Source organism: Phytohabitans houttuyneae, from assembly GCF_011764425.1.
GTDB lineage: Bacteria > Actinomycetota > Actinomycetes > Mycobacteriales > Micromonosporaceae > Phytohabitans > Phytohabitans houttuyneae.
Genome location: NZ_BLPF01000005.1, coordinates 1 through 12814, shown reverse-complemented (window position 1 = coordinate 12814; position 12814 = coordinate 1). Strand labels below are relative to the sequence as shown.

The window sequence follows — 12814 nt, the reverse complement described above, 5'->3', positions numbered from 1 at the left end:
CCGCTCACCTCCCATACCCATCTCGGGGCCGAGTCCAGTAGGCACCGTTGTCCATGTCCTCACCGCCCGCGGCACGGCGGCCACGCCGCGACCGGCCGGAGGGCACCGGGTCCACCGCCGGCGGGTACGGGCCGGGCCGGTCGTAGTCGGCCTCCGACGCGTACTGGATCGGGCCGTCCTCTTCACCGAGGCTGTGCCGGCCGTCGCCGCGGCGGCTCTGCCGGGGCTCCTCCTGCCCGCGCGACGAGCGGGAACGCCGCGACGCGCGGGGCGCGTCGTCGTCGGTGACCAGCCGGAGGGCGGCCCGGCGAGGACGGTCGTCCTCGTACCGCGGCTCGTCGTAGCGGCTCTGGTCGTAGCGCGGCGCGGGACCGGAGACCGGCTCGCGGCTCTGGTCGTAGCGCGGTGCCGGTGCGGAGACCGGCTCGCGGCTCTGCTCGTACCGCCCGACCGGCGCCGACACCGGGTCGATGTCCGCGTACCGCTCGTCGGCCGGCGAGGTCCACCGCTCACCGCGGCTCTCCTCCCGGCGTCGGCCGCCGCCCTGCTCGCCCCGGCCGTACCGCTCGCGCTGGGGCTGCGGCGCGGGCGCCGGGGACGTCGGCGCGTAGCCGCCAGACACCGGCCCGTACCCGGAGACCGGCTCGTCGCCGCGGAGGCTCTCGTACCACTCGCGGTCGGTCGCCTCCACCTCCTCCTTCTTGCCGCCCTTCGACTTGCGGCGCCACTGGGTGGCGCTGCGCTTGTCCTCGGCGCGCGAACCCGACCGCGACGCGCGCCGCTCCTGCTGCCGCAGGTCGTCGATGCGATCGCCGACGTCGGCCCGCGGCTCCCGGCGGGCCGGAGGCCGCTCCAGGACGCGCCGCTCCTCGGCCCGCTCGTCCATCTGCTCCAGCCGCGAGCGCCGGGCGCCCGAGCGGTCGGACCGGGCGGCCCGCCGCTCCCCCGGCGACACGAGCTCGTCCGGCACCCGCTCCTCCTCGCGCGGGCGGCGGGGCTCGGGCGGCGCCACGGGCATCGCGTACCCGACGCGGGTGTCCTGCCCCGCGGCCTCCCGCTCGCGCGGCGGCCGGGCGGTGGTCATCATCCGGGTGGCGGTGTTTTCCATGTCGTCGTCGCGGATCGCGCGCTGCTCGCGGGTCGAGGTCATCAGGCCCTCGCGGAGCCCGCTCTCGCTGATCCGCGGGATGATCGCGGTCTCGACGTTGACACCCACCGCGGACGGCCCGGTCTTGCCGGTGGTGCGGCGGCCGAGGCTCACGTACACCCGGACCAGCAGCGCGATCAGCACGCCGATCAGGCAGGCGCCGTAGCTCAGCCACACCCAGGTCGCGGCCGGCCGGCCGGCGTTGAGCCCGTGGCCGAGGGCCGCCGGCCAGGCCACGTAGGACGTGGCGTGCAGCGTGCGCCACATCCACGGCTTGCCGCTGCCGGCGAAGCGCGCCCGGATCAGCCCGGTCCAGAACGTCGTGATCATCAGGTAGCTGGCCACCGTGCCGAGCCCGATGTAGATCGGGTCGAGCGGGTTGGCGAACGGCACGATCGGGTCGAGCACCGTGGCCGACCCGGCCAGCACCTTCATCGAGATGTGCAGCCCGAGGAAGACCACCGCGATGATCGCCGTCGCCCGGTGCAGGCCCTGGAAGAAGACCCGATGACCGATCTTCAAGAAGAAGCGGTCCGTGGCGACCAGGCCGCACATGACCGTCAGGGAGAGCGCCACCAGCGAGACCACGCCGGCGAAGAAGTTGAGGAACGCGAAGACGTAGACCGAGGCCAGCGCACCGCCGAAGGTGCTGCTGGCGGCCCACATGGCCACCGCGATGAAGACGAGACCACCGAGCAGCGGGAGCCGAGGAAGCTTCCGCTTTGCGCCGGTCGTGCTGCTCGTCGTCTCCACCGTCCCTGTGTCATCGTCGCGTTCCACGGAGCGCTCTTCATACTTCCGCTTCAGCAAGACTTACCGACCTTCCACAACCTAGTGACTTGCCCTTCACCCGGTCTGATCGCGCTCACTGCATCGGGTGCTCACCTCGCTTCACGCAGACGTCTCCGCCCCACGTGTACGTACCGGGGGTCGAACTTGGTTGAACCGAGTTTGGAAGTCCTGCGTGTCTTAAGGGACGCATAAGGGGGCGCTAACCGGGCGCTGCGGTCCGAAACCGTCGGTACATAACGAACCCGCCGGGCCTGCCCACGGTAACCGCGCGACTACAGATGCCGTTCAGGCGGCGATGTGTTCGGGGCGGATGGGTACGCGGCGCAGCGCCTTGCCCGTCGCGGCGCGGACGGCCGCCACGATCGCGGGCGTGGAGGAGATCGTCGGTGGTTCGCCGACGCCACGGAGCCCGTACGGAGAGTGAGGGTCGGCCAGCTCCAGCACGTCGATCGCCATCGGGGCATGTCGAGGATCGTGGGGATCAGGTAGTCGGTGAAGGACGGGTTGCGGAGCACGCCGTCCACGATCTGGATCTCCTCCATCAGCGCGAGCCCCAGCCCCTGCGCGGTACCCCCCTGGATCTGGCCCACGACGGCAAGCGGGTTGATCGCCTTGCCCACGTCCTGGGCGGTGGCGATCTCCACGACCTTGACCAGGCCCAGCTCGACGTCGACGTCGACGGTGGCCCGGTGTGCGGCGAACGCGTACTGCACGTGCGCGTTGCCCTGCCCGGTCTCCGGGTCGATCGGAAACGTCGGCCGGTGCCGCCACTCCACCGTCTCCTCGACCGGCTCGTCGCCGATCGCCTCGGCCAGCGTGGCCACCGTCGTGCCGGCCGCGTCGACGATCCTGTCGCCCACGAGGTCGGTGCCGCCGACGCGCGCCAGCAGCGTGGCGCGGACGGCCTGGCAGGCGGCCCGCACCGCGCCACCGGTCACGTACGTCTGGCGGGACGCGGACGACGAGCCGGCGCTGCCAACGCTGGTGTCGGCCGCGGCGACCGTGACCCGCTCGACGCCCAGCTCGGTACGGGCGATCTGCGCCTGCACCGTCACCAGGCCCTGCCCCACCTCGGCGGCCGCGGTGCGCACCAGCACGGCCGGCTCGCCGCCGATCAGCTCCAGGCGCACGCGGGCCGTGGAGTAGTCGTCGAAGCCCTCGGAGAAGCCGACGTTCTTGATGCCGATCGCGTACCCGACGCCGCGCACCACGCCCTCGCCGTGCGTGGTGTTGGAGACGCCGCCGGGCAGCTCGCGCAGGTCCAGGGTGGACGGCGGCGGCGCGGGGCGGGCGCGCACCCGGGCCAGCAGCGAGGCGACCGGCGCCGGGCCCTCGACGATCTGGCCGGTGGGCATGCGCGAGCCGGCGGTCATCGCGTTGCGGATGCGTACCTCGACCGGGCTCATGCCGAGCGCGGCGGCGAGCTTGTCCATCTGCGACTCGTACGCGAAGCAGGCCTGCACCGCACCGAAGCCGCGCATGGCGCCGCACGGCGGGTTGTTCGTGTAGTAGACCGCCGCTTCCATGTCCACATTGGGCACCTCGTACGGCCCGATGCCGAGCGTGGCCGCGTTCGCCGCGACGGCGGTGGAGCTGGAGGCGTAGGCGCCGCCGTCGAGCACGATGCGTGCCCGCACGTACACCAGGTCGCCCTCGCGGGTGGCGCCGTGCTCGTACCGCATCGTGGCGGGATGCCGGTGCACGTGGCCGTAGAACGACTCCTCGCGCCCGTACACCATCTTGACCGGCTTGCCCGTGTGCAGCGCGAGCATGCTCGCGTGCACCTGCATCGAGAGGTCTTCGCGGGCGCCGAAAGCGCCACCCACGCCGGCCAGCGTGAGCCGTACCTTCTCCTCGGGCAGGCCGAGGCAGGCGGCCACCTGCTTCTGGTCGACGTGCAGCCACTGCGTCGCGATGTAAAGGTCGACGCCGCCGTCCTCGGCCGGGACCGCGAGCCCGGACTCCGGGCCGAGGAAGGCCTGGTCCTGCATGCCCACCTCGTAGTCGCCGGTCACCACCACGTCGGCGGTCGCGTGCGGGTCGCCGGTGCGCACGGGCACGCGGCGCAGCAGCTCGCCCTGCTCCGGGTCGGTGACGGGCGGCAGCTCCAGGTAGTCGACGGCGATGTGGCCGGCCGCCCGGCGCGCGGTCTCGGGGTGGTTGGCGGCGACGATCGCGATCGGCTCGCCCTGGTAGCGCACCTCGTCCATGGCGAGCACGGGCTGGTCGGCGATCTCCAGGCCGTACCGCTTGGCGCCCGGCACGTCCTCGTGCGTGAGGACCGCGTAGACCCCGGGTATGGCGAGCGCCGCGGTCAGGTCGATGCCGCGGACCCGCGCATGCGGGTACGGGCTGCGCAGCGTCGCACCCCACAGCATGTCCTCGTGCCACAGGTCGGACGAGAACGCGAACTCGCCCTTCACCTTCAGCGTCCCGTCCGGGCGGGAAGCGCTGGTGCCGATCCCGGAGGTGACCCGGAGGTCCACAGTGGTCATTTGACGAGCCTTTCGTGCGCGCGGACGCCGCGGCGGGCCAGCTCCCGGGTGTCGGCGGTGCGCAGCTCGCCCCGCTCCACCACCGGCCGGCCACCGACCAGCAGCAGTTCCACAGTGGCCGGTGGGCCGAACACCAGCGCGGCCACCGGGTCGTCGATGCCGGCGTGGCCGAGGTCGTCGATGCGCCACAGCGCCACGTCGGCGAGCTTGCCGGGCTCCAGCGAGCCCAGCTCGTCCGCCCGGCCCAGGCACCGCGCCCCGCCGATCGTGCCGAGCGCGAGGGCCTGGCGTGCGGTGAGGGCGTCGTGGCCGCCGCGCAGCCGCGCCGCGTAGAGGGCCATGCGCAGCTCGGCGCCGAGCTGACCACCCTCCTGCGAGGCCGCGCCGTCGACGCCGAGCCCGACCGGGGCGCCGGCGGCGAGCAGGTCAGGCACGGGTGCCACGCCGGCGCCCAGCCGCGCGTTGGAGCTCGGGCAGTGCGCGACGCCGGTGCCGGACGCGCCGAACGCGGCCACCGCGTCCGCGTCGAGGTGCACCGCGTGCGCCAGCCACACGTCGTCGCCGAGCCAGCCGAGCCGTTCCGCGTACTCGACCGGGGTGCAGCCGAACTTCTCCCGGCAGTACTCCTCCTCCTCGGCCGTCTCGGCGAGGTGGGTGTGCAGCCGCACGCCGCGGCGGCGGGCTAGCGCGGCCGACTCGCTCATCAGCTTGCCGGTCACCGAGAACGGCGAGCAGGGCGCCACCGCGATCCGCACCATCGCGCCCGGCGACGGGTCGTGGAAGCGGTTGATCGCCTCCTCGGTCGCGGCCAGCGCGGCCTCGGTGTCCTCGACGATCTCGTCCGGCGGCAGCCCGCCGGCGGAGGCGCCGAGGTCCATCGAGCCGCGGCACGGATGGAAGCGCAGCCCGATCTCACCCGCCGCGGCCACCTGCGCCGCCATGAGGTCGCCCACCCCGGAGGGGTACACGTAATGGTGGTCCGTGCTCGTCGTGCAGCCGGACAGCGCAAGCCAGCCCAGCCCGGCCGCGGAGGTGGCCGCCACCACCTCCTCGTCGAGGCGGGCCCAGATCGGGTACAGCTCGGTGAGCCACCCGAAGAGGTTTTCCTGCTGGGCGAGGCCGCGGGTGGCCCACTGGTACAGGTGGTGGTGGGTGTTGACCAGGCCCGGCGTGGCGAGGCACCCGGTGCCGTCGACCCGCTCCCCCTCGCCCGGGTAGCGCCCCGCGCCGACCGCGACGATCCGGTCACCATCGACCGCGACGTGCCCGGTGGTGAACTCCGTGCCGTCCGCGTCGGCGGTCGCGACCGCGCACCCCTCGATGACGATCATCGAGCCGCCAGCCGTACCGCGTCGAGGATCTTCTCGTAGCCCGTGCATCTGCACAGGTTGCCCGCCAGCGCCTCACGTATGTCCGGGTCGCTGGGCTTGTCGTTGCGCGCCAGCAGGTCGTGCACCGCGACGACCAGCCCCGGCGTGCAGAAGCCGCACTGCACGGCACCGGCCGAAAGGAACGCCTCCTGCACCCGCCCGAACTCCAGCCCCTCCACCGTCACCACGTCACGCCCCTCCGCCTGCCCGGCGGCGACGAGGCAGGAGCAGACCGGGGTGCCGTCCAGGTACACCGTGCACGAGCCGCACTCCCCCTGCTCGCAGGCGTTTTTCGAGCCGGGGAGCCCGAGCCGCTCGCGGAGCACGTAGAGCAGGCTCTCGCCCGGCCACACGTCGTCGGCCTGGCGCTTCTCGCCGTTGATCGTGCAGTTGACCCTCATCGCATTCCTCCCCAGGCCCAGGTGAGCGTGCGGCGGGCGAGCACCGACAGCGCGTGCCGCCGGTACGCGGCCGTGCCGCGCACGTCGTCGATCGGCGTGGCGGCCGCCGCGACAAGCCGCGCGAACTCGGCCGCCACCGCGACCGGCACCGGCGCCCGCGACTCCCAGTCGAGCTCCGCCGCGAGGAACTCCTCGGCCGCCGTTGCCCGCAGCGGGGTGGGCGCGGCCGAGCCGATGCCGGTGCCGACGCGCCGCGCCGCGCCGTCGAGCACCAGGGCGAACGAGCAGACCGCGATCACCATCGCGTTGCGGGTGCCGATCTTCGCGAACTGCTCGGCGCCCGCGGTGGGACGCACCCGGAACGCCGCGATCAGCTCGTCGGGCGCGAGCACGCTGCGCTTCGGCCCGACGAAGAACTCCTTCGCGGGTACCCGCCGGGTGCCGCGCACCGACGCCAGCTCGATCTCGGCGCCGGCGGCGAGCAGGGGCGGGTGGGCGTCGCCGGCCGGGGACGCGGAGCCGAGGTTGCCGCCGACCGTCCCGCGGTTGCGGATCTGCGGCGAGCCGACCGTGCGGGACGCCATCGCCAGCCCCGGCAGCGCGTCGCCGAGCTCCTCGATGATCCGCCGGTACGGCACGCCGGCACCGACCCGCAGCTCGTCGCCGTCCGTGCCCCACTCGCCGAGCGCCGCCACCCGGGTCAGGTCGATCAGCGCGGGCGGGCGGCGGCGGTCGAAGTTCAGCTCGACCATCACGTCGGTACCGCCGGCGATCGGCACGGCCTCCGGATGCGCCGCCTTGGCGGCCAGCGCTTCCTCCCATGTGGACGGTCGCAGGAAGTCCATCAGAACGCCCCGTCGTACGAAAGCGCGTCGGATCGCAGGACCGTGCCCTCGATCAGCCCGTACGGGCGGTCGGCCGCGACGAATACCTCGTTGGGGTTGTCCAGCCCGAACGGCGCCAGGTCGACCAGCAGGTGGTGCTTGTTGGGCAGCGCCAGCCGCACCTCCACCACCTCGGGCCGCTCCTCCAGCACCCGCCGCCCCATCGCGTAGAGCGTCTGCTGCAGCGAGAAGCTGTACGTCTCCACGAACGCCGCCACCAGCGCCGCCTTCACCCCCTCGTACGAGGCCGCCCAGTCGGCCGGCCCGGCGAAGCGCCAGCGCGCGGACACCTCCGTGGCGAGCACGCGGTCCTTGGTCTCCGGCAGCGTGGTGTACGGGTCCTTCACGTAACCCCAGAACTCCGAGTCGGTCGAGTTGAGCAGCACGAGGTCGGCGAGGCCGGCCACCACCCACTCGCCGGCACCGTCCACGGTGACCGTCGCGGTGCGCGTCTCGGCGCCGTCGCGCTGGAACGAGTGCGGGCCGAGGCGGCGCCACCCGTACTGTTCGATGTGGACGCGGGCACTGTGGATGGTCGGCTGGCTCGACACGAAGTGGCGGGCCAGCCGCAGCGCGAAGTCCTCGGGCTGGTCGATGCCATGCTCCTTGGCAAACGCGTACACCGTGTTTTTCTGGGTGTCGGTGGGCAGCACGCCCGCGTTGTCGCCGGTCAGGTGGGTGGCGTCGAGGTCACCCGCGAGCGCCACGCTCACGTTGAGGTCGCGCAGCTCGTGCCGCTCGCCGTCGCGCACCACCCGGACGACGCGGGTCTCCGCCTTGCCGTACCGGTTGGGTCCCAGCACGATCCCCATAACCCTCAACTCCCCCGGTAGGTCGTGTAGCCAAAGGGGCTCAGCAGCAGCGGCACGTGGTGGTGGCGCGCCGCGTCCGCCACCTGGAAGACCACCGCCACCTCCGGAAAGAACGCGCCGGGTCCGAGGTGGGCTGCGGTGTCGAAGACAAGCCGGTACGCACCCGCGCCCCACGCCTCGGCGGGCACCCAGTCGCGCAGGCGCCCGTCAGTGTCGGTGCGGCCGGCGGCGACGGTCGCCCAGCCGTCACCGTCCCGCCGTTCCAGCCGCACCGGCACCCCCGCGCGGGCTCCCCCGTCGCGTTGTCGAGTACGTGCGTGGACAGGCTCACGGCACGAGCCTCTCCAGGCGCAGGAGCGCGATCTTGCGCAGCTCCTCCTGCACGACGGGACGCTCGGCCGCCTCGTCATGTGCCAGCCGGGCGCGCGCCGCCGCGAGCATCTCGGACGCGCTCTTGCCGCTCGCGAAGATCAGGAACACGTGCCCGAACCTCTCCTCGTACTCCCGGTTGGCCGCCACCAGCGCCGCCGCCACCGACGGGTCGTCCGCCCCCGCCTGCTCCCGCCGCGACCAGGCGGCCTCCCGCCCCTCGCCGGCCGGTCGCTCCCCGATGCGCGGGTGCGCGGACAGGGCCAGCACCACGTCCGGCCAGGTCAGTGCCCGTGCGGCGGCGTCGCCAGCCGCCCGCAGCGCCATCCGGTCGGGGTACGGCCGCCCGCCCGCGACCGCCTTCGCCCAGGCGGGTGCGGCGCAGCACGCGAGAAGCTCCCGCTCGGCCTCCGCGGCTGGCAGCGCATTGAAATCGGCGAGATCGGACGCCATGCCTACCCCGCACCGTCGCTCGGCGCTCGTCCACCGCCGTGGGCACGGCCCGTAGCCTCGCGCCTCTCGCTCATTCGGCTAGTACACCAGTCCGTCAACCGGCCATGAACCGGCGTTGACACCGAAACCGCAACATGCGGGCCGTAGGGTTTTCGTAGGTTCCTACAAGTGCCGGCTAGGAGACGTGAGCGATGCTGCTGCGCGAGGTGCTCGACCAGCCTCGGCTGAAGCTTGCCCTGCTCACGGGCGCAGAAGGGCGTGACCGCCCGGTCACCCGCGTGTACGTCACGGACCTCCCCGACCCTCGCCGCTACCTGGCCGGCGGCGAGATCGTGCTGACCGGCATGGTGTGGCGGCGCGGTTCCGAGGACTCCGAGGCGTTCGTGGCCGCGTGCGCCGCCGCGCGGGTCACCGCGATCGGCGCGGGCGACGCGGTCTTCGGCACAGTGCCGTCCGACCTCGTCGAGGCGTGCGCCCGCCACGGCGTCCCGCTCTTCGAGGTGCCGGTCGAGGTGTCGTTCCGGGAGATCGTCGACGCGGTCGACCCGTCCCTGTGGGCGCAGCGCGCCAGCGGGCTCGCCACGGTACTCGGGCGGCAAAGAGGCCTCGTGGCCGCGATGGCCGCGGGTGCCCGCCTGGCCGACCTGCTCCCACCCGTCGCCGCCGACCTCGGCCTGGCCTGCTGGGTGTACTCACCGACCGGCCGCCCCGTCGCCGGCACGGAGGCCGCACCGCCCGGCGGCGAGCTGGCCCGCGCCTTCCTGGCGGCCACGAGGCTGCCCACGACGGCGGGCGACGGGCGGTATGTGCTGGTCGGCGTGCCCGGACGCCCCGAGCACCGGCTGGCGTCCTGGTTCGTGGCGTTCCCCTCCGACCCGCGGTCGCCGTCCGGCCTGCCCGACGGCGCCGACGAGCTGGTCAGCCTCGTCGCACTGGAGCGCGCCCAGCTCGACGAGGTGGTACGCGTGGAACGCCGCCTCGCCGACAGCCTCGGCCGCCAGCTGGCGAGCGGCGCGGGCGCGGCCGACCTGCGCGCCGGCGTGCAGTCGTGCGGGCTGGACCCGGAGTCGACGTTCGTGGCGGTGGCGGCCGACCTGACCGGCCTGCGCACACCGCCCGACCTGACCGTCGCGGTGCTGGAGGAGGCGCTGCACGCGGTCACCCCGCACGCGGCCGTCACCCAGCTGCCCGACCAGACCGTGCTGGGCATCGTGACCGCCGACCGCGACGTGCCCTCCACGCTCCGCGCCGCCCTCGACGCGCTCGCGCCCGGCCTGGGCCCCGGCAAGCTGACCATCGGGGTGAGCGCGCCCGCGATCGGCGTGGCCACCCTGCCCGGCGCGGTCGCGGAGGCACGCCACGCGCACCGCTCCGCACAGGGCCGCACCACGCTGGTCTGCTCGACCGAGCTGGCCTCACACCAACTGCTCCTGGCCCGCGTACCGGCCGACGCCCGCGAAGCCTTCCGCGAACGCCTGTTAGGCCCGCTGTCCGCGTACGACGAGGCCCACGACGCGGACCTGGTCCGCACGCTGGCCGAGTTCTTGGAGTGCGGCGGCTCGTGGAGCCGGTGCGCGGAACGCCTGCACGTCCACGTCAACACGCTGCGCTACCGCATCGGCCGCGTAGAGGCCCTGACCGGCCGCGACCTGGGCCGCTTCGAGGACCGGGTCGACTTCTTCCTCGCCCTCCGCCTGTCCCGCTAGCGGCGCCTTTCCCCGGGTCGTCTATCGGTCCCTGTCCGCTTTTGCGCCCGGTCCGCCTTCCCGGTCCGCTTTCTGCCCACGGTCCGCTTTTCCGCGGCGTCGCTTATTTGCCCCCGTCCGCGTCAGCTGCGGACCGCATGCTCCCGCGGGCACCGCTACGGCCGGCGGCTCGCTAGCGCTCGCCGAACCCCCCGGCCTCCGCTGCCGGGTCCGCGCGGCGCAGTTCCCGCGTTCCCCCGCCAGCCTTCCGTTCAACTCGCTGGGCGTGAGCCCGTTCGCTTACGGCGGCCGGCTTCGCAACTCAGGCCCCGGGCCGGCTAGTGGCACCACCGCCGCGTCGACCTGTGCTCCGCAGATCATTTCGAGGCGGGAGTGCGCGAGTCCGCCCTCGTCGCGGTCCGTGACTGCCGATCAGGGTGCAGGCGGTGTGAGCTTCGAGACCTTGGTGAGTTGGCGCGTTATTTCGACGCCAACTTGCCAAGATCTGTCGGAGCGGGCTCCTGGGTTGAGCCGGGCGACCACGGAGGGTGAGACGGCACCGCAGGCGTAGCGGCAGCTCACATCTAGCTCGCCCGAGATTGCAAACAGGCCATGGTCGATGCGAGTAACACCATGATCACGCCGGGGCGGCACGTGTCCAGCGGGATGGGGCGATCCTGGCGCCTTCGGGTTAGGCGAGTTGGACCAGCATCGCGCCAGTGGGGCGTTCGACGGGTGTGTGATCCGTGACCGACGCCCGTTACGCGCGCCGTCCGCTCGGCCGCGTCGCTGCGGTTCAGCGCCGACCACCCGCAGCGAGCACGAGCCGAGCACATCGCTGTCGCCTGCATGTGGGCGCGGCTGGCATGGTCCGACCACGGCGGGCATCGCGGCAGCCCAGATCTGATGCCACCTCGACGCCGGAAGCATCACGCCCAGCGGACGGCCACCGACCGGCCTGGAGCGTTGCCGCGGCCGGAGTGAGACGCGGGTCAGGCGTGGCGTGGCGACCGCCGAAGTCGCCACGCCACTCTCCCATCGAGGAGGGCCTGTGCGACTGGCGCCTATCGACGCCAGTGGATAGCGAGTATCACACCGTGCCCAAAGCGCGTCAATGTTTTCCGGAAACCTATCGGTAGCCGGCAACGCCTGCCAGGCGGCGCCAACAGGCCGGGCTAGCAGCGCAAATGCATAACAGCGACGGCACTGAATGCGGCCGGATTCCGCAAGTGTTGCGGTAGTGTTTCGGGACCCGCGGCCGCTAGCTGTGGATGCGGCCGGTGGTCTCGGAGAGTCGGGCACCGCGGCCGCCCCAGCGGGCGGCGATGATCTCGGCGGCGATGCTCACCGCGGTCTCCTCGGGCGTGCGGGCGCCCAGGTCGAGCCCGATCGGCGAGGCCAGCCGGGCCAGTGCGTCCTCGCCGACCCCGGCCTCGCGCAGCCTCGCCAAGCGGTCGTCGTGGGTGCGTCGGGAGCCCATCGCGCCCACGTAGGCGAGCGGCATGTCGAGCGCGGCCTGCAGCACCGGCACGTCGAACTTCGGGTCGTGGGTCAGCACGCACACCACCGTGCGCTCGTCGAGCCGCCCGGCCTCGGCCTCGCCGGCCAGGTAGCGGTGCGGCCAGTCGACGACCACCTCGTCCGCGTCGGGGAAGCGCTTCGCCGTCGCGAACACCGGCCGCGCGTCGCACACCGTCACGCGGTAGCCGAGGAACGTGCCGATCCGGGCCACCGCCGCCGCGAAGTCGATGGCGCCGAAGACGACCATGCGGGGCGTGGCGCGTACGCGCGTACCAGCACGCTCAGCCCGCTGCCCCGCCGCTGCCCGTCGGGTCCATAGTGGAGCACCCCGGCGCGACCGGCGGCGAGCAGCCCGCGGCCGTCGTCGGTGGCCGCGTCGTCCAGCCGCGCGGAGCCGAGCGTGCCCTCGCGCTCGCCGGGCCTGATCACGAGGTGCCGACCCAGCCGCTCGGGCGGCCCTTCGATGCAGGTGAGCACCGCGACCGGCTCACCCTTGTCGATCGACTCGGCCACGCCCGCCAGCCACGGGAACGTCTCCCGGTCGACCCGCTCCACGAAGAGCTCGATCGTGCCACCGCAGGTGAGGCCGACGGAGAAGGCGTCGTCGTCGCTCACCCCGTACCGCTGGAGGCGCGGCACCCCGTCGGCGATGGCCTCCGTGGCCAGCTCGTAGACCGCGCCCTCGACGCACCCGCCGGAGACGCTGCCGACCGCGGTGCCGTCGGCGCCGACCAGCATTGTCGCGCCGGGCGGGCGGGGCGCGCTCTTCCACGTGGCGACGACCGTCGCCATCCCCACCGGTTGGCCTTCCTGCCACCAGCGCAACAGGTCGTCGAGAACGTCACGCATGGGAACCAGTGTGCTCCTCAGGCGTGTCAACGTCCA

Annotated in this window: 11 protein-coding genes; 1 reads left to right on the top strand and 10 read right to left on the bottom strand. The window is 73.3% G+C overall.

The features are described 5' to 3' along the window. Positions 1–4: 4 nt before the first annotated feature. The 8 genes from Phou_RS48835 to uraD all read right to left on the bottom strand — a co-directional run bounded on the left by Phou_RS48835 (position 5) and on the right by uraD (position 8723). A complete protein-coding gene (locus Phou_RS48835) occupies positions 5–1927 on the bottom strand; it encodes a hypothetical protein (RefSeq protein ID WP_173071608.1) in 1923 nt (640 codons plus the stop codon). Between the two features lie 284 nt (positions 1928–2211). After that, entirely contained in the window at positions 2212–4434 is a 2223-nt protein-coding gene (locus Phou_RS48830) for a molybdopterin cofactor-binding domain-containing protein (protein WP_218579661.1), read from the bottom strand. Next, positions 4431–5765, bottom strand: coding sequence for an 8-oxoguanine deaminase (locus tag Phou_RS48825; RefSeq protein ID WP_173071606.1), 1335 nt, complete (start codon positions 5763–5765; stop codon positions 4431–4433). The genes Phou_RS48830 and Phou_RS48825 overlap by 4 nt, the downstream gene beginning before the upstream one ends. Then, positions 5762–6205, bottom strand: coding sequence for a (2Fe-2S)-binding protein (locus Phou_RS48820; protein ID WP_173071604.1), 444 nt, complete (start codon positions 6203–6205; stop codon positions 5762–5764). Before Phou_RS48820 ends, Phou_RS48825 begins: the two co-directional genes overlap by 4 nt. Further along, on the bottom strand, positions 6202–7050 hold the full coding sequence (locus tag Phou_RS48815) for an FAD binding domain-containing protein (RefSeq protein ID WP_173071602.1): 849 nt from the start codon (positions 7048–7050) through the stop codon (positions 6202–6204). Before Phou_RS48815 ends, Phou_RS48820 begins: the two co-directional genes overlap by 4 nt. Further along, entirely contained in the window at positions 7050–7901 is an 852-nt protein-coding gene (gene pucL, locus Phou_RS48810; protein ID WP_173071600.1) for a factor-independent urate hydroxylase, read from the bottom strand. The genes Phou_RS48815 and pucL overlap by 1 nt, the downstream gene beginning before the upstream one ends. A gap of 5 nt (positions 7902–7906) precedes the next feature. Further along, positions 7907–8179, bottom strand: coding sequence for a hydroxyisourate hydrolase (uraH, locus tag Phou_RS48805; RefSeq protein WP_246274848.1), 273 nt, complete (start codon positions 8177–8179; stop codon positions 7907–7909). A gap of 49 nt (positions 8180–8228) precedes the next feature. Continuing rightward, on the bottom strand, positions 8229–8723 hold the full coding sequence (gene uraD / locus Phou_RS48800) for a 2-oxo-4-hydroxy-4-carboxy-5-ureidoimidazoline decarboxylase (protein WP_173071598.1): 495 nt from the start codon (positions 8721–8723) through the stop codon (positions 8229–8231). A gap of 191 nt (positions 8724–8914) precedes the next feature. Between uraD and Phou_RS48795 the strand changes: the two genes are divergently transcribed. Beyond that, positions 8915–10429 (top strand): PucR family transcriptional regulator, encoded by a 1515-nt coding sequence (locus tag Phou_RS48795; RefSeq protein ID WP_173071596.1) that lies wholly within the window; start codon positions 8915–8917, stop codon positions 10427–10429. A gap of 1240 nt (positions 10430–11669) precedes the next feature. Here the strand turns inward: Phou_RS48795 and Phou_RS54180 are convergent. Both Phou_RS54180 and Phou_RS54175 read right to left on the bottom strand, forming a co-directional pair. Continuing rightward, the gene (locus Phou_RS54180; RefSeq protein WP_246274847.1) at positions 11670–12176 is read right to left on the bottom strand and encodes an XdhC family protein; all 507 of its coding nucleotides are present in this window, start codon (positions 12174–12176) and stop codon (positions 11670–11672) included. Continuing rightward, positions 12104–12778, bottom strand: a complete 675-nt coding sequence (locus Phou_RS54175) for an XdhC family protein (protein ID WP_246274846.1) — start codon at positions 12776–12778, stop codon at positions 12104–12106. The genes Phou_RS54180 and Phou_RS54175 overlap by 73 nt, the downstream gene beginning before the upstream one ends. Between the last annotated feature and the right edge of the window lie 36 nt (positions 12779–12814).